The organism is Paenibacillus sp. MER 180 (genome assembly GCF_023713665.1).
GTDB classification, from domain to species: domain Bacteria; phylum Bacillota; class Bacilli; order Paenibacillales; family Paenibacillaceae; genus Paenibacillus_B; species Paenibacillus_B suaedae.
This window is the reverse complement of the sequence record NZ_JAMAVT010000016.1, coordinates 39,541-57,168: the sequence shown is the minus strand read 5'-3', so window position 1 is coordinate 57,168 and position 17,628 is coordinate 39,541. Positions and strand designations below refer to the sequence as shown.

Genomic DNA, 17,628 nt, shown 5'->3' with positions numbered 1-17,628 from the left:
AGAACGCCCCTGAAGCATGTGGCTTCAAGGGCGTTATAAGTTTCTAGGATTGCAATGGCGGATTTTTATGGCACTTCCGGCATACCGGATAGTACGTATCGTTACCGCCGATTACGATTTGCTCTCCCGTATAGACAGGACGGTTATTTGCGTCAACGCGCAGATTCATCGTTGCTTTGCGTTCACAGAACCAGCATATCGTTTTCATTTCCTCTATTTTATCCGCATACAGCAGCATATAACGGCTGCCCTCAAATAACTCATTTCGGAAGTCATTCTTCAATCCGAAGCCCATAACAGGAATATCGAGCTCATCGACGATGCGGGTAAGCTGCATAATTTGAGTATGATCCAAAAATTGCACTTCATCAATCAGCACGCAGGAAATGGGTCCTTCATGATGCTGTACGATCTCAAATAAATCAGTGTCTTCATGGATCGAAATTGCCTTGCGGCGCAGACCAATGCGAGAAGATATATATCCGCTCTCGTCCCGATCATCTACAGCAGGGGTGAAGATCAAAACGGACTTCTCCTGCTCTTCATAATTATGGGCAACCTTCAATATTTCAATGGATTTCCCACTATTCATTGCGCCGTATCGAAAATATAACTGAGCCAACTTCGCCACTCCGTTCCATTCTTTGTTGATGAGATTATAGAATAGCATAGGAAGCGTCTCAGGTACAGGAACAGAGAATGGATATGCTGCTTAGTCCAGGATTACGGATTGTTCGGGATGATGGTACAACTGGAACATTAAGCGCAGCTGCGCTTCCGTATTGCGTTCAGCCGACAATGTCGGCAGCGCATGTTCGGGGAAGAAGCCTACCTCGCTCGTTTCTGTGCCGCTGGCAGCTTCCCCTCCGATAATGTCACACAAGATGAATAATTTATACACATGAAACGGTTCAGGCGGGTGCTGGTGGAACCGCTTATCTAGCACGGCAAGCAGTCGGATGGCTCTTGCTTGGAAGCCGGATTCCTCTTGGATTTCCTTCACAACAACCTCAGATGGAGAGAACCCGATATCCGCCCATCCGCCGGGAAGAGACCATGCTCCATCGGCCTTTTCCTTGACGAGCAGAAGCTCTCCATCACGGAAGATGACACCCCGGACATCTACTTTCGGCGTTGCGTAACCTGTATCGCTTGCGAAGGATAGCCGGATTTGTTCCTTATCTACTTCAGCGCAGTTAGCCATCATATCGACACTAATGTCGCGCAATTCTTCATACCGCTCGCGGTCGTAAGCGTTTTCTGTGTACGTTAAGCCGATCTGTGCGAGAGCTTGTATCCGCTTGGCCCAATGCAGCTGTCTCCAATCGAGAGTTGGGTTTTCTACCAACTGTTCGATCAGTTCGATAAGCTCTGCCGGCTTCGAGTAGATGTCATGTGGAGCTGTCTCGAATGTGGCGGACTGAACAGTATCGAACCATTTAGCTCCTATCGTATGCACGTTAGCGGCAAGGCCGGCTTGAATATCAGCGTTGCTGTCACCGATCCATATCGCTTCGTCGGCGCGAATATGTAATGCGTCCAGCGCAGCGTGAATGCCTTCAGGATCGGGCTTCGGCCTCGTTACTTCATCGCCTGTGATGGCGATATCCACATAATTAGTCAAGCCGAGCGCTTCACTGGAAATCTCATACGCTCGCCGCCCTTTACCTGTAATAATGCCGATCGATATGCCATGCTCCTTCAAATGCTGCAGCATCTGAATAATTGCTGGTGAAGCATGAACAAGGCTGGGATGCCAATTGCGGTACAGTTCAAAATATTCTTCGATGGCGGAAGGCAATAGACCTCTATACTTTATATTTGCAGTCAATATGCCCTCTTCCGTCGGGCCGAACATCGCAATAATTTGCTCCTTCGATACCATTCGATTGTCATATCGTTTGAATATGTCTTGGAACACATGAAGTGTCAATGGAAGGGTATCAGCTAGTGTCCCGTCAAAGTCAAACAAAACGGCTCGTATCATTGCATTCATCCTCCTTGATGGTTTAAGAGATTATGATCACTTGCACATGATTGGCCTTCATCGCATTGGCTAGCTCAGGCGACAGTGGCTGGTTCGTAATGAGAATATCGATGTCGGACAAGGATAGCCCCCGATAGTAATGGGTGTGTCCGAGCTTCGTATAATCCGCAAGTACGATTGTCTGCCTTGAACGGCTAACAATTTCTCTCTTCATATATATGTCTTCTTCATAATGATAATAAATGCCTGCTTCCGAGATGCCTGCTGCGCCTAAGAACGCCTTATCGAATTGGAAATCACGCAGCTTGTCTAGCGTCGAGTAGCCAGATAAATGTCTTGTCTTCGGCTGCACGATGCCTCCTAATAGATGGGTCTGTACCGCGGCTTGATCAGCCAACATACAAGCATTATCAATCGAATGGGTCACGGCGGTTGCATAAGCAGGCTTTAGATGCGGTATGATGCACTGCACTGTGGTCGATACGTCCAGAAAGATCATGTCGTGATCTTGAACAAGCTTAGCGGCATGGCGTCCGATGCGCATCTTGCCGTCTGGTTCATTATGCAGTCGAGCAGCATAGGCCTCAATCTTCTGTTCCAGCCGGGGGAGCGTAATTCCTCCATGGGTACGTGTTACGGCACCGCTTTCAGTCAGCTTCACGATGTCACGCCTTGCCGTATCTCTGGAAATGTCGAACATCGCGCAGATTTCTCCGACAGTCATCGTGTCTTGCTCTTCTAAATGCGTTAATATGCGCAGAAGGCGCTCTTCTTGGTACATATTCTCCACCTCATACTTCTGATTTTAAGTATATGTAAGCAATATTTCAAGTACATGTAAGTTTTTTTGTATAAATATAAGCTCTATTTTATGTGAAAAACGTAGAAATGCAACGGGACACACATCTGAAGACGCGAATGTGAAGGATGGATCAAATTAGGGTTGATTGGATAAAACAGGAGTGGTAGTATATGGTTAAACGATATTTTAAACATTGTTTAAATCATTGTTTAAATCATTGTTTAAATCATGTGCGGGAGGGATTAGATGAAGCAACCTGAAAAGTCGCTTGAGACGAAGGAGAAGATCTTGAATGCGACCCTGGATATGATCAAGGAGGAAGGATTTGAGCAGATTACGATTCGCAAAGTAGCGTCTCGCTCCAACACGAACATAGCACTAATCAACTACTACTTCGGATCGAAGGATGCTCTGATCAATGAGGCAATCAAAATATTGTTATCTGGCTTCCGCAGCTCGTTCAACGTTCTTGATGATCGCAGCATAGAGCCTCTGCAACGACTGCGCTTGTTCCTGATTCAATATGTACAGGTCATTCAACAATATCCAGCGATTATCTCACGTACGATAACTGCTGGCTCTGCCATGTTTGCCTCTCAGCAAGAGTATGGACAATTTCTGCAAGCTGTCGGCTTTGACAAAGTTCAGCATACAATCCAGGAAATTACGCGCGAGGACAATCATGAAGGATTAACAATGATGATGATGCAGCTATTCGGGGCCGTGTTTCTCCCCGTATTAATGAAGCCTCTGCTTGAATCGGGTACGGGAGTGGCAGTTGCGTCTGTCGAAGCACAGATTGACTTGTTGTTTGCACGCTATTTCCATCGAGATTCAAGATTACAATCATGAATTTTTTGAATTTGCTTGAATGATGCAATTCCAGAGGTGACTCGTTCTTGAACCTAGCAACCTTGCAATGATGATGAAGTCCATTACACATGCAGAGGCTGTGTCCCTGCGAATAGGAGGCAATCGAGATGGATGTTCTCAGAAAGTATTGGCAGGATCTTGGAATGGTTGTTGCTGTCATGGTGTGTATCTATTTGTTGGTAAGAGGAACTGCGATTCCTGACATCACGGTGATGCTGTGGTTGAGCTTCGTGGCGATTCTGGTTCACCAATTCGAAGAATATCGGTGGCCTGGATACTTCGGGGGCTTGTTCAATGCAGTTCTATTCAAGAGCAAGCATCCTCACAATTATCCGCTGAACCTGCATTCGGCTATGATTATTAACCTGATTATTGCTTATGTGTTTTATTTGCTGCCCGTCTTGTTCCCTGAAGTGATATGGCTTGGTCTCGCTCCCATGTTCATGGGGTTCTTTCAATTAATCTGGCATGGTATTTTCGCAAATAGTAAGGCAGGATCTCTCTACAATCCCGGACTCTTCTCTGTGTTAGTCTTGCACATCCCTGTTGGGTGCTGGTATGTTTTTTATATTACAACGACAGGAATTGTCCATACATCTGATTGGATCATTGGGACGGTTTACTTCCTTGCTGCCGTATATGTCTTGATCGTTAAGGGGAATATGTGGCTCAAGAATCCGAACTCCCCATATCGCTTTACGGCGAATCAGTTAGGCCCCTATTCCAAGCAGATGTAAATGAATAAAAGGTGGGAGAGATGAAGATGCCAGGGAATGAACAGAATGACGGAGTTATGAAGCTTGATTTGGAGCGTATCGTATTTATCGGGCGAACCTACGATGAATATATCAGCATGTTCGACTTGAACATCGAAGATCTGCAAGGGAAGCGCATATTAGACTGCCCATCAGGGGCTTGTTCCTTCACCGCAGCGGCAGTTCGTCAGGGGATTGATGTTATGGCATGCGACATCGCATATGAATATGCTGCTGATGATTTGCAGCGGAAGGGACTACAGGATGTAGCGCATGCGATGGAGCAGATGGCGTATGCTGCTGAACAATACGAGTGGGGGTTCTTCGGTGATATCGATGGCTTGCGAGCCCATCGTTTGCAAGCATTGCGGGACTGCTCAGTACATCGAAGAGAAGAACCGCATCGGTATGTTCATGCGACTCTTCCGTCTCTCCCTTTCGAGGACGGAGAGTTTGACGTGGTTCTCTCCGCACATTTCCTCTTCATGTACGGAGATCGGCTGGATGAAGCGTTTCACCGCAATACGCTCGCTCAACTGCTTCGTGTAGCGAAGGAGGAAGTACGAATTTTCCCGTTGATTGACTTGGCAGGGAAGCGGCCACCTCAAGTAGACATCGTGATCGAGCAGGCCAAGCATCTTGGCTGTGAGGTACAGGAATGTACGGTTCCTTATGAATTCATGCGCGGCGGCAATACAATGCTGTACATCAAGAAGAAGTAGCGACATGATGAACTCGAGATATGGTTCTATCAATGGATTTATGAAGAAGGGATTAGGTGTAAATCTGGCAGAGAGAGCGAAATGCAGGCAATGTATGTAGAGTGAACGAAAAATGAGAGCATTCGGAACAGGCGGACTTGAGCAATCAAGGCTGCTTTTTTTTTTGTTTGCGTAAACCCGAAAATTTACAATTCCAAAATATTACTCACGATTCCCGTTAACATTCGTATGTGAAAATACTTCCAGAAGCCTATTGCAATACCTATTGCCATGAGAAAAGGGTGAAGACATGAATCGTAACATGTTAACGGTCATCGCAACGTCGCTCGCACTATCTACGATCATTTCTACTAGTGCTGTCAGCGCAGCGGAAGCAAACAAAGGGCAAGTAAGCATCGCAGCAGTGACGAAGGAAGCAGCAAAAGCATCCAATCTGTCAATCGGGGTTGATGGTGTAAGCAGCAATATTCGCACACTAAATGTCAAAGGAACGGTATTGTACTCCGTTCGCGACATCGCCAATATTTTTGGCGCAGATATCCAAGAAAGCAAGAGCGGAATTACACTCGTTGGTGGCAACCCAGCGCAGACGATTACGGTTCGAGTGAACTCGGGCGCTTATGAAGTGGATGGCGCTGCGAAGAACTTCTCAGTTGCACCGTTAGAGCAAAAAGGTGTGATCTACGCGGAGCTTAACGCACTTGTTGAAGCACTTGGCGGAGAAGTATCTGGTTCCGGCAGCAAGCTGGATGTTGTTAGTGTGAAGCCTCTCGAGGGCGATTTCAGCTCCCCGCGCGTGAACAGCAACGGTGAAGTGATAGCGGCTCGCGAAGCTGATGGAACGGTTCAATTGTATAAATGGAATTCTACATACCGGATATACGATGCATTGACTTCTAATGAGAACGCAGCAAACACAGCAGTATCGCCTGACCTGAAGTGGGGCGTATTTACGGATGAGTCCAGTCAATTGTACTTGATGGATCTGAGCCTTGGAACTGCACAGGCAATTGGTAAAGATACTTCCGTAAAGACTGATCTGACATGGTCCGCAGACGGTAAAAAAGTGTACTTCGTACAAGGGGACAAGCAAGAGAAAATCGCTTACGTGAACGTAGACAGCGGCAAGATTACAAGCGTGCTGGCTGATAAAGTAGAAAACAAGTCGGACATCCGCCTGTCGGCAGATGACAAGACGGTTCTGTACGCAGTTAACATTACAGGCGTAGCGAAAAATGACAAGGATAGCACAGAAGACTCCTTATCCATCGACTTCTCCGGAGCAGGCTCCCAGTTGTTCACACTGGATCTGACTGCGAAGGATGCGAAGCCGGTTCAGTTGACAACTACGTCGGACAACAAGCTGTATCCGAACCTGCTGGCAGACGGAAGAGCTGTCTATGTGAGTGGTGATACAGAGGGTAAGGTTGAGAACAGCGTATTGAAGGTTGTTCATGCGAAGGAGAAGAAGGTATCGGATCTCGTAGCTGATGTAGATGTATCCGTTGCTGTTATTTCTGCGAAGGGCCAATTGATTATCGCTGCAACAGAGAAAGACGGCAAGTCGAGCATCTATGTGGTGAAGGCAGATGGCTCCAAGTCGAAGCTGTATACAACTGAAGGTGCGATTATTGAAGTATTCCCTTCCGCAGACGGTTCTCAAGTTGCGGTTATCGAGGATGGACAAGTGAAATTGGTAGCTAATAATCAAGCGGTTACGTTAACGAAATAAACAGTTCCGAAGGGAGAGCAATAACAATGAGAAAATTAAAAATCGCATCTTTGGCAATTCTCGCATCTTTATTCCTTGTATCTTCAGCTTTGGGAGGAGCGTCTACAGCTCTGGCTAAGGACGAATTGAAAGGCAAAGTAACAATCAATGGTTCAACGGCATTGCTGCCAATGACATTGCAAGCAGCGAAGGAGTTCCAGAAGCTGCATCCAAAAGTGAAAGTTGCAGCTTCCGGTAAAGGCTCCATCACTGGACCACAAGCTGTTAAGAAAGGCATCGCTGAAATCGGCGCATGCGACTGGGATGCAAGCATGGACGTTCCAGGATTCAAAGCATTCGAAGGTCAAGTGGCTCACAAAGTAGCGGTAATTCCATTCGCGACAATCGTGAACAAAAACGTAAAAGTAGACAACCTGACGACTGAACAGTTGAAAGGCATCTACTCCGGTAAAATTACGAACTGGAAAGATGTTGGCGGCGACAACGCGGATATCGTTGTTATCACTCGTTCCTTCGGTTCCGGTACGCGCGTTAACTACCAATTGAAATCATTGGATGGCGGCGACATTACGAAGAAGAAGGACAACTACAAAGAAGTTGGTTCCAGCGGCGACATGAAGACAGCTGTTGCAACAACACCTAACGCAATCGGCTACATCGATCTTGTATACGTGAATAGTGATGTTAAAGCTGTTAAATTCAACGGCGTAGAAGCTTCCACAGACAACGTAATCAAAGGCAAGTACCCTGTATGGGCATATGGCTACTACATGACAAAAGGTCAACCAACTGGCGCTACAAAAGCATTCATTGAGTACATTCAAAGCGCGAAGTTCCAACAAGGTTCGTTGAAAAAGTTGAAGTTCATCCCGATTTCCGCAATGAAGTAAGTTGAACGATTCACGGTAAGAGATTTCATTCACGGCCAGCCCTCAGGAAGTCGGGGGCTGGTTGTTCTATGGGGGAACGAGAATGAGCACGCCTGTTCAAGAGCTGGCGCCGGTAGCCGGAGCCAATATCCTAACTACATCCAAGAAAAGCCGGTTCGATCGTTATGCACGGGTACGATTTACGAACCGCCTGTTCCAGTACTTATTCCTGCTGTGCATTTTAGCTTTATGTGTTGTGCTCGGACTGGTCATCTTCTTCATTGGCAAGACGGGAATCTTGACCTTCCGCGACATCTCGCTGTCAGATTTCTTCTTATCACTTGATTGGACGCCGGAAGATGGGAAATTCGGGGCCGGTGCATTTATCATTAACACGCTGCTATTAACAGGGCTAACCCTAGTGATTGCCGTTCCTATTTCTGTTGGTATGGCCGTTCTGCTTGTGGAGATCTCTCCAATGTGGTTCAAAAGGTTCGTACGACCAGTGCTCGACTTGCTGGTTGGGATTCCTTCCATTGTGTATGGATATCTTGGATTGACCGTATTAATACCACTTATTCGTGAATGGACAGGGGAGAACTTGGGAGACGGCTTGCTGGCAGCCGCGCTCGTTCTATCCCTTATGATATTACCGACCATATGTCGGGTCAGTGACGAAGCGATTGCAGCCGTACCGAAGAAATATCGGGAAGCGGCTTATGCGCTAGGCTCCACCCGCTTGCAGGTCATTATGAGAGTTGTACTCCCGGCTGCGAAGCGGGGGATTGTTGCAGCAATTATTCTGGGTATGACCCGTGCAATTGGAGAAACGATGGCCGTTGTTATGGTTATCGGGAATACGGCACAGCTTGCCGATTCGTTGTTCACGCCAACTGCGGTTCTTACGAGCAACATCGTCATGCAAATCTCGAACGTGGAGTTCGACTCAACATGGAACTACGCGCTTCATATGATGGCATTCCTGCTTCTGCTCATCTCCTTCCTGCTGATTGTCGTTATTCGCTTCATTAGCAAGAGAGGGGGCGCTCGCGCATGAGTTCGTTCACAGCAAGCGGCCAAAACAATCGCGCCAAGCTGTACAATCAGGTGGCTACAGGGCTGTTCTATGCGTTAGGAATAGCGGTGCTGATGCTGATCTTCTGGCTGCTGTACACCATATTGAGCAAGGGGCTGCCAGGCATCACCTTGGAATTCTTAATGAAGGTTCCGGAAGAGATGGATGCGGGTGGCGGTATCGGCACTGTATTGTTCAACTCGTTCTACATCTTGATCTTGTCCTTGCTAATCTCCGTTCCAATTGGAGTTGGGGCAGGTATCTATATGGCGGAATATGCGCCTGCAAATCGCTTTACAGAAGGGCTTCGCATGTGCGTGGAATCCTTATCATCCGTTCCTTCGATTGTGTTCGGCTTGCTTGGACTCGCAATCTTTGCAGAGTACTTCCAAATTGGACTTACAATACTAGGCGGGGCAGTAAGCTTGGCATTCCTTAACCTGCCTATGCTGTGCCGCGTTACGGAAGAAGCGATCCGCGATGTGCCGGTCGATCTGCGCAATGCAGCCTATGCACTTGGCACAACGAAGTTCCAGACGATTCGGACAGTAGTTCTTCCTGTAGCACTTCAAGCGATTATTACGGGCATATGCTTGGTAGCTGGTCGTGCATTTGGTGAATCAGCGGTTATTATTCTTACTGCGGGCTTGAGTACTTCCGGAGAGATGTGGGACTTCAATCTGTTCTCCCCGGGCGAAACACTTGCCGTTCATCTCTGGTATGTGCAATCCGAGGCAATTGTAGAGGATGCTAGTCAGATTGCCGATAAGGCAGCAGCGGTGCTCGTCTTCGTCGTCTTATTCATCAATCTCGTGTTCCGCATTCCACTCTGGTTCAATAATCGCAAATTGAAAAAGTAAGTCCATTCATCATCCCATGCAGGAGAGCCAATAGGCTCTCCTGCATGGGATTGTTATCGTGTTGGTCGTCCACAACAATCGCAAAGCTAAAAAAGCTTCCCGAGATGGCTTGTTTCGGGAAGCTTTCTTCATTATGGATTTGGAAGCTTAGAAAGATTGGAATGTAACGAATTCGTGAACAGGCTTGCGATATCCGCGTGGGCGCTGGCTGGAGGTATCCTCCTTGCCAATGGTGATCATCATAACGGGGACGAGATGATCAGGGACGTTGAGCGCACTGCGAACCTTATCCGGATCATAGCCAATCATCGGGCAAGTGTCCCAGCCCTTATCCTTGGCAATAAGCATGAGCTGCATGGCAGAGAGGCTGGCATTGCGTACGGCATCTTCGTGACGGAAGGACTCCCCGCGATTGAGATAAAAATCCGTCGTACTGCTTATGATTTGATCGTATTCCTGTTGGCTGATGACACCAAGATTGAGCAGCCCCTCATTCATGGCGGCAACATGTTTATAGGCATCCATATCACCGAGTACAACTATGACAGCCGATGCGGTCAACACTTTATATTGTTTGAATGCAGCCTCGTACAGCATATTCATTTTGTCTTTATCCGTAACTGCCACATAATGTGTATGTTGCAGATTGAAGGCGGATGGAGCGAACTTCGTGAGCGAGAACATTTCGGTAAGTTCCTTTTCCGAGATTTCGACATCCTTCAAGAACTTGTTCGCGGAACGTCTTTGTTTAACGATCGTTTCTACATCGTGCATATGTATCATCTCCTGGTTCATTTATCGTCCGTTAAATTGGTAGTAAAAGAATCATATCATATTAACTATAATAAAGTAAGTAATTTACGAAAAAATATTAAAATTATCACACATTTTGTTGAACTTCCTAAACATCGGCAAGCTGTAGAAAGCGAAGAGAGGCACATCTTAATGCGCAAAAAACGAGAGGCATGCATGCCTCTCGTCTGCTGATGCCGCACGCCGCACTATTCGCGGATGCGGATGGTACAGGGTATTGGCGAAATTAGTTCTGCCAGAGCTGCGGATGATCCGCCGTTACGAGTCGTGCAGCTCTCGCATTGGCCTCGACTTGGGCTTCGTTCTTGCAGCCTGGAATGACGCTTGTAACCGCGTCATGACGCAAGCACCAAGCGAGCGCCCACTCTGCCAAGCTTACTCCTTCAGGCACCTCGGTCTGTTGAATGTACTCGGCTTGCTGCAGACGGTCATCAATGAACTGCTGCTCATGGCGATGCCGTACATCATTGTCGGCGAAGGATGTGCCTGGCTTGTATTTGCCGCTTAACAAGCCGCTAGCGAGTGGAACACGTGCAAGAACGCCCAGGTTCTGATGAGTGCAGGAAGGGAACACATCCTGCTCGGGGCCTCGATCCAGTCGGTTATAGACGACTTGAATGACGCTTGCGCCTATATCGGCTGCATTGGTAGTCTGATGCATACTGTTGCTTTTGTTCAAGGATAGACCGATATGGCGAATTTTACCCGCTTCCTTCTGCTTGTCCAGCATGGTCCAGAGCGCGTCATTGTTGAACGCCTCGTCATCGCCCGAATGGAATTGGTATAAATCGATGTACTCGGTCTTGAGTGCACGCAAGGAATCATCAAGCTGCTTCAACACTTCTGGCGCGCCATATTGATTCGTCCGATTCAAGTGGGAATGGAATTGATGTCCGAACTTCGTTGCCACGACCCAATCCTCGCGGTTGTCCCGGCTTAAGTAATCCCCAATGAATGATTCAGACAAGTGGTCTCCGTAGCATTCAGCCGTGTCAATGAAGTTAATGCCAAGATCTTTCGCTTTATGTAGGATACGATCAACTTCTGATTGGGTATAATCGTGTCCCCATTCCCCGCCGAATTGCCAAGTACCTACGCCGATAACCGACACCTTCATTCCTGTCTTGCCCAGTTTGCGATATTGCAGAAGACTCACACCTTTCTATATTGTTCACATATTAACTTTAGGGTTGATGTGTATGCTGCTTACCGTAATGATAGCACAGGAAGTTGTGCCAAGCCTATAAACGGGAGTTTTCGGTGTGACAGGACCTAGATAAAAAAAATTTAATTTCAATATCCGCTATTATTCATGATAATATGAGTTATAGTTGCAAAGTATGTTTCAGTAAGATCACTGATTATGTCTGATTAACGCATGATTACAGGAGGAAGGTATGTATTATTTATTAGCTTTTCTGATCTCTTCATGTATCGTGATGTTTTTGATACCTCCACTGCGCAAGCTTGCATTCCGGATTGATTTTGTAGACAAGCCCATGCCGGATAATGAACGGAAAATTCATCGGGAGCCGATCCCTCTTACGGCGAGCATTGCCATATTTATCGCATTTATTGTAGCCTATGTTATTTTTGTCCGGAATTCTGCGATCGAGTCCATCGCGATTATTAGCGGAGGGCTGTTGATTCTTGCAATCGGCACCGTTGATGATTGGTACAAGACGCATGGCAAGGAATTTCCAGCACTGCCGAAGCTGCTCGTGCAAATATGCGCAGCAGTTATCGTATATCTATCAGGAATTACCTTCGAAGGCTTTACGAACCCATTCACGCATGAGTTCGTAAACTTGCCTGCATGGCTGCAGTGCATCTTGACTGTGATGTGGATCTTCGGTGTAACAACCGTGATTAACTTCTCGGATGGAATGGATGGTCTGGCAGGTGGATTAACAGCGATATCAGGTGGAACTTTGTTCGCAGTAGCACTTGCGCAAGGGCAGAATGTATCTGCGATGATGGCCATTATTCTCGTGGGAGCATCCATTGGCTATTTACGATTTAACAAGCCGCCGGCGAAGGTGTTCATGGGGGATGCAGGTGCGACATTCTTAGGTTTTATTCTCGGCGTAATTGCCTTGGATGGTGCCTTCAAGCAGGCGACTGTATTGTCCTTGTTCATTCCGATTTTGGCCTTAGGTGTTCCGATTCTTGATAACGTATTCGTTGTCATCCGTCGGATGCTGAATGGCCAGCCTGTTTACAAAGCCGATGCTACGCAAGCTCATTACCGGCTGTTGGCAGGAGGTCTGAATCAGAAGCAGGTAGTGGCCGTGTTGTGCTTAGTCAATCTGTGCTTCGGATTAACGTCCATTATTTTGACGCTGCTTCAGGTATAAGACAATTCATACATGATGACAGAGAGCCTTTCCGTTCAGGAAAGGCTCTTTTTGTGATTTTAGCAAATGGGTTGCTGGTAAGGGGGATTTATCCTTTATCGGAGCGTCCATATGTCCCATTACAAAGCAATGAAGGCCTCGAACTTTACTGGTTCGGAGCCTGTTCTATCATCGTGCTAGACTTCAATATGCTTAATAATTCGTGCAGGGTTGCCAGCGACGACAACGTTGTCTGGTACATCCTTCGTAACCACTGCACCGGATGCCACAACAACATTATTACCGATATTGACGCCTGGATTAATGACCGCGCGACCGCCAATCCATACGCGATCTCCAATTGTAACTGGCTTGCCGAATTCAACGCCGGAGATTCGCTCCATGGGATCCAATGGGTGAGTCGCTGTATAGATATGAACGCCTGGTGCGAGGAAGCAGTTGTCCCCAATGTGAATCTCGCATACATCCAGCATTACACAGTCGAAGTTCGCATAGAATCCTTTGCCAAGATAAATGTTATAGCCGTAATCACAGCGGAAGGTAGGTTCAATGTATGCGCCTTCACCTACGGCACCGAATAATTTCTGGAGTAATTCTGTTCGATCGCTATAGTCTGTTTCAATCGTTTGGTTGTACATACGAGTTAGGCGTCTCGCTTGTTCACGATCTCTAAATAGCTCTTCATCTGCGGCCATATACATGTCGCCTGCTATCATTTTTTCTTTCTCTGTACGTGTGGTCATCATGTGTAGCTCCTCTCCATATCCCTATAATAAGCAGGGGGTGTTGTGTAATACCGTTATTATCGAGGGTGACAGCATCATTTGCAAGGAAGAGAATCTATCTATTTTTGGTACCCCAAAATATGGTATGATAGTTGCATCCTTAGTAGAGGGTGTGAAACAACGTTGAGTAAATTACTAGCCTTCGGAATGCTTACTTGGCTGCTTGGCAATCCATTTCTTGCGATCATCGTATTGCTAATGATTGTATACTTCGTTGATCGGCAGTTCATTGGATTATCCCCGAGTATCTTCCAACCGCTTAAGAGATGGAGTCGGACTTCGAAGCTCCGGCAGCAGCTGGTGGCGAATCCCCACGATGTATCATCCAAGCATGAACTAGCAAGGCTGCTGATGGAACGCAAACGCTATCGTGAAGCGCGCGAATATCTCGAACCATTGCAAGAGCGAATGGAGCAATCAGCAGAGTATTGGGATGATCTAGGAACCTGCTATTTACATACAGGGGACAACGAATTGGGAGAAGCGGCTATTGTTCGCGCATTAGAATTGAATCCCCGAGTTAAATACTGGCAGCCCTATTTGCGGCTCGCTGCGATATATTCCAATTCGGATAAGGCGAAGGCTGTAGCTTACTTGCAGTCTTTTCAAGATATTCACGCTTCCTCTTGTGAAGCTTACTATCGGCTTGGTGTGTTGTATGAGCAGATGGGGCAGAAGGAAGATGCGAAGAAGGCATGGGAAGAGGGCATCCATATCTACCGGGGACTGCCTCGATATATGAAGCGCAAGGAACGCAAATGGATGCTGCGATGTGCAATGAAGAAATAGCAAGCATGGCACATGAACGATAGTGGTATGAATAACAAATTATGTTCGAACTAGCTCTGTCGAATGACAGAGCTTTTTTGGCGATGTGCTATGCAGATTTCGTTCGAAGGACATAAGCATACTATCATTGCTAGGTCATCAGAAGAAATTGAACAGTGATTGTTCATTTGCATGCTTCCTTGCAAGACATTAAATGTTGCTAACATAGTAAGGATTGGAGCCTCATTATCCTCGTCTTTCGTCGAAATTTGAAACTTTTTCTAGCAGGGATATGTCTAAAGAAGTAGAATCCCTAAGGAAAGTAAAGATTGTGAAAGGAGCGGAACGAATATGAGAAAGTGGCTGCTCATCATGATAAGCATGTTGGTATGGTTCGGTTCCTCAATGCAGGCACAGGCCGAACAAGCAGCACCATCCGCTAAGCAGCAGACGAAGGTGTACTTCAATGGATACGATATAACGGAGTGGCGATGGGATCAGCAGCATATCGTCGTTCCGCTGTTTGCATTTGATGATTATAGCTATTTCATTCAGGATGGCAATAAAGGCATGCAGGATATCACCTACAAATGGGATTCAGCTGCCAAAACGGTATGGGTATACTCTGCCGATAAATCACGTACGATTAAGCTGGTTGCGGAACAGCCTATCGCTTGGGTAAATGGGAAAAAGGTGGCGCTTGATGCCCCTGTTCGAATAATAGAGGGCCATACTTATGTGCCGCTGCGATTCATTAGTGAAGCGCTCGGTGGCAAGGTCAAATGGGATGTGAAGAAGAGGGCCGCCATCATTCGCACACCGGAGCGGGTGAAGCGTGACGAGTTGATACGGGCGGGAGACCTGGAAACAGCCCGACAGGAAGCGCTGCGTCTGCCGCTTGTCTATCCGAACCGGGAGATCAAGCCGCGGTCAGAAGGTTTCGAGGCGACCATTGTGTTCCCAGAAGGGGAGGCGCTTCGTTACCGCTATCATATTAAGGATGTTACAAGCATCATTGCGATTTCAGAGGACGGATTGGCTGAGGTTATATGGCAGGGGAGAACAGGTACGACTGCGGATAAGGTTATTGAAGAAATCGGAAGCAAGCCAGACTTCGGCTCAGCGATGGTATACTTCCGTCATTCCTTCCCCGTAGAGGATTTCGTTACGTATGGTAAAATAGACGCGCAAGGCCGTTCGACGGAGCTTGGCAAGTTCGAGGTGAAGATGAAGCTGCGATCAAATGCTGACGCAGTAATGTCTATTCGAGGAGAGAAGCGGACGGATGTGCGACCTCTCCTGGAGGAGCGCATGTAAGGAAGGAGTACACATGAAGGTACGGAATAAGAAAATGGTATGGTGGCTGCTTGCCACAGTAGCATGGATGGCTTTTATTTTCTATAAGTCTTCCCAGACGTATGCGGATCAAGATCTACGGCCGACACTCGCGGCTTGGCTGCCGCTGCCGATACTGGAGCAGTGGCTGCCGCATATTGAGTTTACGTATGATGGAGGCTTGGTGACTTGGAAGCAGCCTTATGATTTTGTGGAGTTTTTCATTCGCAAGGGAGCACATGTAACGGAATACGCGATATTAGCTTTTCTTGTCATTCGAACATTGCTCGCTATGAGAGGGGAACGTTGGATGGCCATTATTATTGGCGCCGTCATTTCTATAGTATATGCAGCATCCGATGAGTGGCATCAGAGCTTCGTCCCGAATCGAACCGGACATGCGATTGACGTCGCGGTAGACTCGATTGGGGTTGTGCTCGTCGTGCTGTTGTTCCTCATCGCAGGCTTGTTCAGCCGCCGCAAGGGGAAGGGAAGAGGGCTGCATTTTCCATAAAGCTAAGGAAGCAAGGCCGCTGGAGGCATGATCTCCAGCGGCCTTCTTGTAATTTATTGCGGCTTGATTACTTCCATACCACGCATATACGGCTGAAGGGCTTTTGGAATGCGAATGGATCCATCAGCCTGCTGATGATTCTCCAGCAGTGGGATAAGAATGCGTGGGCTGGCTACTGCTGTATTGTTCAGCGTATGACAATATTGGAGTTCTCCCGCTTCGTCGCGATAGCGAATGTTGCAGCGGCGAGCTTGGAAATCAAGCAAGTTCGATGCAGAATGTGTCTCTCCAAATTGATGACGCGACGGCATCCATGTCTCGATATCATATTGCTTATGCGTCTTCTGCGACATATCCCCAGTACATACCGCCATTACACGGTAAGGAAGCTCCAACGCTTGCAGGATGGCTTCCGAGTAGCCTACCATTTCCTCCAACAGCTGATTCGACATTTCGGCATCATTCGGTGCAATGATGACTTGCTCAACCTTTGCAAATTGATGGACGCGGTATAGGCCGCGAACATCTCGGCCCGCGGAGCCTACCTCGCGCCGAAAGCAGGCAGATACGCCAGCCATGCGAATCGGCTCGGTGACGTCTACAATTTCGTTGCTGCAATAGGAGACGAGGCTTACTTCCGATGTGCCGACAAGCCACAGGCCATCCTCCGGCAGGGCATAGCATTGATCCTCGCCAAGCGGGAAGAATCCGGTACCGACGAGCGCGTCCTGACGAACCATAAGTGGAACATCCATCACAGTGAACCCATGATCCATGAGCAGGTCGAGTGCAAGCTGCTGTACAGCACGATGAAGGAGCAGTCCAGCATTTTTCAGATAGTAGCCGCGAGAGCCTGCCACCTTAACCCCGCGGCGAAGATCGAAGAGGCCCAGCTGCTCGCCAAGCTCGACATGATCAAGCAGTGGGTATTCGAAGCTGGGGATTTCCCCGACCTGCCGCACTTCTATATTATCCTCATCCGAAGCGCCGACCGGAGTATCTGCAGATGTGATGTTCGGCACCAGCAGCTGTAGGCGGCTGAACTGTTGCTCGGCCTCGGTTAGCTTCGCTTCGAATTGTGCGAGCTTGTCGTTGCATTGGCGTACTTGCGCCTTCCATGTGTCAACTTCGTTCTGCTGTTCCCCTAGACGCATTGCTGCTGCGATCCGGGAGGTCAGGGTATTGCGATCCTGTCGCAAGGCATCCGTGTTCTGCAGCAGCTCTCGGCGAAGCTGATCGCATGCAAGCAGTTCCTGAACATTGAAGTCAATTCCTTTTTGTCGAGCTGCCAGCTGCACCTTTTCTGGATGATTGCGAACCCATTTCATATCTAGCATGTGAACCGTCTCCTTTACCGCGAGTGATGTTGTACGAATAGAAA

Annotated in this window: 18 protein-coding genes; 11 read left to right on the top strand and 7 right to left on the bottom strand. The window is 47.7% G+C overall.

Annotation, left to right across the window (positions count from 1 at the left end; genetic code table 11):
- Positions 1-43: 43 nt before the first annotated feature.
- The 3 genes from M3661_RS22745 to M3661_RS22730 form a co-directional block, all read right to left on the bottom strand.
- Positions 44-622, bottom strand: a complete 579-nt coding sequence (locus tag M3661_RS22745; protein ID WP_065292840.1) for a thymidine kinase — start codon at positions 620-622, stop codon at positions 44-46.
- Between the two features lie 90 nt (positions 623-712).
- Positions 713-1,987: an NUDIX hydrolase N-terminal domain-containing protein gene (locus M3661_RS30555; protein WP_311279616.1), complete on the bottom strand. Its 1,275-nt coding sequence runs from the start codon at positions 1,985-1,987 to the stop codon at positions 713-715.
- 22 nt (positions 1,988-2,009) lie between these two features.
- Positions 2,010-2,768 (bottom strand): DeoR/GlpR family DNA-binding transcription regulator, encoded by a 759-nt coding sequence (locus tag M3661_RS22730; RefSeq protein WP_251488846.1) that lies wholly within the window; start codon positions 2,766-2,768, stop codon positions 2,010-2,012.
- Positions 2,769-3,035: 267 nt separating this feature from the next.
- Here M3661_RS22730 and M3661_RS22725 point away from each other — a divergent pair, with 267 nt between their 5' ends.
- From M3661_RS22725 to pstA, 7 genes are all read left to right on the top strand, one after another.
- Complete coding sequence (locus M3661_RS22725; protein WP_251488843.1) at positions 3,036-3,641, top strand: TetR/AcrR family transcriptional regulator; 606 nt, start codon at positions 3,036-3,038, stop codon at positions 3,639-3,641.
- Between the two features lie 128 nt (positions 3,642-3,769).
- Positions 3,770-4,399, top strand: a complete 630-nt coding sequence (locus M3661_RS22720; protein WP_251488841.1) for an HXXEE domain-containing protein — start codon at positions 3,770-3,772, stop codon at positions 4,397-4,399.
- Between the two features lie 26 nt (positions 4,400-4,425).
- The gene (locus M3661_RS22715; RefSeq protein WP_251488838.1) at positions 4,426-5,139 is read left to right on the top strand and encodes a class I SAM-dependent methyltransferase; all 714 of its coding nucleotides are present in this window, start codon (positions 4,426-4,428) and stop codon (positions 5,137-5,139) included.
- Positions 5,140-5,428: 289 nt separating this feature from the next.
- Positions 5,429-6,871 (top strand): stalk domain-containing protein, encoded by a 1,443-nt coding sequence (locus tag M3661_RS22710; protein ID WP_251488835.1) that lies wholly within the window; start codon positions 5,429-5,431, stop codon positions 6,869-6,871.
- Between the two features lie 26 nt (positions 6,872-6,897).
- Positions 6,898-7,761, top strand: coding sequence for a phosphate ABC transporter substrate-binding protein (locus M3661_RS22705; RefSeq protein ID WP_251488830.1), 864 nt, complete (start codon positions 6,898-6,900; stop codon positions 7,759-7,761).
- 82 nt (positions 7,762-7,843) lie between these two features.
- A complete protein-coding gene (gene pstC, locus M3661_RS22700) occupies positions 7,844-8,797 on the top strand; it encodes a phosphate ABC transporter permease subunit PstC (RefSeq protein ID WP_065292828.1) in 954 nt (317 codons plus the stop codon).
- Positions 8,794-9,675 (top strand): phosphate ABC transporter permease PstA, encoded by an 882-nt coding sequence (pstA, locus tag M3661_RS22695; protein ID WP_021254764.1) that lies wholly within the window; start codon positions 8,794-8,796, stop codon positions 9,673-9,675. The genes pstC and pstA overlap by 4 nt, the downstream gene beginning before the upstream one ends.
- A gap of 147 nt (positions 9,676-9,822) precedes the next feature.
- On the opposite strand, the gene M3661_RS22690 is transcribed toward pstA, so the two are convergent.
- Together M3661_RS22690 and M3661_RS22685 are read right to left on the bottom strand one after the other, a co-directional pair.
- Positions 9,823-10,449 carry a nitroreductase family protein gene (locus M3661_RS22690; protein WP_251488827.1) on the bottom strand — a complete coding sequence of 209 codons (627 nt, stop codon included), beginning with the start codon at positions 10,447-10,449 and terminating at the stop codon, positions 9,823-9,825.
- A gap of 265 nt (positions 10,450-10,714) precedes the next feature.
- A complete protein-coding gene (locus M3661_RS22685; protein WP_251488961.1) occupies positions 10,715-11,635 on the bottom strand; it encodes an aldo/keto reductase in 921 nt (306 codons plus the stop codon).
- A 250-nt stretch (positions 11,636-11,885) separates the two neighbouring features.
- On the opposite strand from M3661_RS22685, the gene M3661_RS22680 reads away from it, so the two are divergent.
- Entirely contained in the window at positions 11,886-12,845 is a 960-nt protein-coding gene (locus M3661_RS22680) for an MraY family glycosyltransferase (RefSeq protein ID WP_065292830.1), read from the top strand.
- A gap of 176 nt (positions 12,846-13,021) precedes the next feature.
- Here M3661_RS22680 and maa read toward each other — a convergent pair whose 3' ends face one another.
- Positions 13,022-13,588 (bottom strand): maltose O-acetyltransferase, encoded by a 567-nt coding sequence (maa, locus tag M3661_RS22675; RefSeq protein WP_251488959.1) that lies wholly within the window; start codon positions 13,586-13,588, stop codon positions 13,022-13,024.
- Between the two features lie 165 nt (positions 13,589-13,753).
- Here maa and M3661_RS22670 point away from each other — a divergent pair, with 165 nt between their 5' ends.
- The 3 genes from M3661_RS22670 to M3661_RS22660 all read left to right on the top strand — a co-directional run bounded on the left by M3661_RS22670 (position 13,754) and on the right by M3661_RS22660 (position 16,247).
- Positions 13,754-14,419 (top strand): tetratricopeptide repeat protein, encoded by a 666-nt coding sequence (locus M3661_RS22670; protein WP_251488826.1) that lies wholly within the window; start codon positions 13,754-13,756, stop codon positions 14,417-14,419.
- Between the two features lie 330 nt (positions 14,420-14,749).
- Complete coding sequence (locus M3661_RS22665) at positions 14,750-15,715, top strand: copper amine oxidase N-terminal domain-containing protein (RefSeq protein WP_251488824.1); 966 nt, start codon at positions 14,750-14,752, stop codon at positions 15,713-15,715.
- A gap of 13 nt (positions 15,716-15,728) precedes the next feature.
- Positions 15,729-16,247 (top strand): VanZ family protein, encoded by a 519-nt coding sequence (locus tag M3661_RS22660; protein WP_251488822.1) that lies wholly within the window; start codon positions 15,729-15,731, stop codon positions 16,245-16,247.
- A gap of 53 nt (positions 16,248-16,300) precedes the next feature.
- Here M3661_RS22660 and serS read toward each other — a convergent pair whose 3' ends face one another.
- On the bottom strand, positions 16,301-17,584 hold the full coding sequence (gene serS, locus M3661_RS22655) for a serine--tRNA ligase (protein ID WP_251488820.1): 1,284 nt from the start codon (positions 17,582-17,584) through the stop codon (positions 16,301-16,303).
- Between the last annotated feature and the right edge of the window lie 44 nt (positions 17,585-17,628).

Excerpts from the sequence above, each read along its gene's own strand:
- M3661_RS30555 (WP_311279616.1), bottom strand. The coding sequence starts at position 1,987 with ATGATACGAGCCGTTTTGTTTGACTTTGACGGGACACTAGCTGATACC.
- M3661_RS22730 (WP_251488846.1), bottom strand. The coding sequence starts at position 2,768 with ATGTACCAAGAAGAGCGCCTTCTGCGCATATTAACGCATTTAGAAGAG.
- M3661_RS22725 (WP_251488843.1), top strand. The coding sequence starts at position 3,036 with ATGAAGCAACCTGAAAAGTCGCTTGAGACGAAGGAGAAGATCTTGAAT.
- M3661_RS22720 (WP_251488841.1), top strand. The coding sequence starts at position 3,770 with ATGGATGTTCTCAGAAAGTATTGGCAGGATCTTGGAATGGTTGTTGCT.
- M3661_RS22715 (WP_251488838.1), top strand. The coding sequence starts at position 4,426 with ATGCCAGGGAATGAACAGAATGACGGAGTTATGAAGCTTGATTTGGAG.
- M3661_RS22710 (WP_251488835.1), top strand. The coding sequence starts at position 5,429 with ATGAATCGTAACATGTTAACGGTCATCGCAACGTCGCTCGCACTATCT.
- M3661_RS22705 (WP_251488830.1), top strand. The coding sequence starts at position 6,898 with ATGAGAAAATTAAAAATCGCATCTTTGGCAATTCTCGCATCTTTATTC.
- pstC (WP_065292828.1), top strand. The coding sequence starts at position 7,844 with ATGAGCACGCCTGTTCAAGAGCTGGCGCCGGTAGCCGGAGCCAATATC.
- pstA (WP_021254764.1), top strand. The coding sequence starts at position 8,794 with ATGAGTTCGTTCACAGCAAGCGGCCAAAACAATCGCGCCAAGCTGTAC.
- M3661_RS22690 (WP_251488827.1), bottom strand. The coding sequence starts at position 10,449 with ATGCACGATGTAGAAACGATCGTTAAACAAAGACGTTCCGCGAACAAG.
- M3661_RS22680 (WP_065292830.1), top strand. The coding sequence starts at position 11,886 with ATGTATTATTTATTAGCTTTTCTGATCTCTTCATGTATCGTGATGTTT.
- maa (WP_251488959.1), bottom strand. The coding sequence starts at position 13,588 with ATGACCACACGTACAGAGAAAGAAAAAATGATAGCAGGCGACATGTAT.
- M3661_RS22665 (WP_251488824.1), top strand. The coding sequence starts at position 14,750 with ATGAGAAAGTGGCTGCTCATCATGATAAGCATGTTGGTATGGTTCGGT.
- M3661_RS22660 (WP_251488822.1), top strand. The coding sequence starts at position 15,729 with ATGAAGGTACGGAATAAGAAAATGGTATGGTGGCTGCTTGCCACAGTA.
- serS (WP_251488820.1), bottom strand. The coding sequence starts at position 17,584 with ATGCTAGATATGAAATGGGTTCGCAATCATCCAGAAAAGGTGCAGCTG.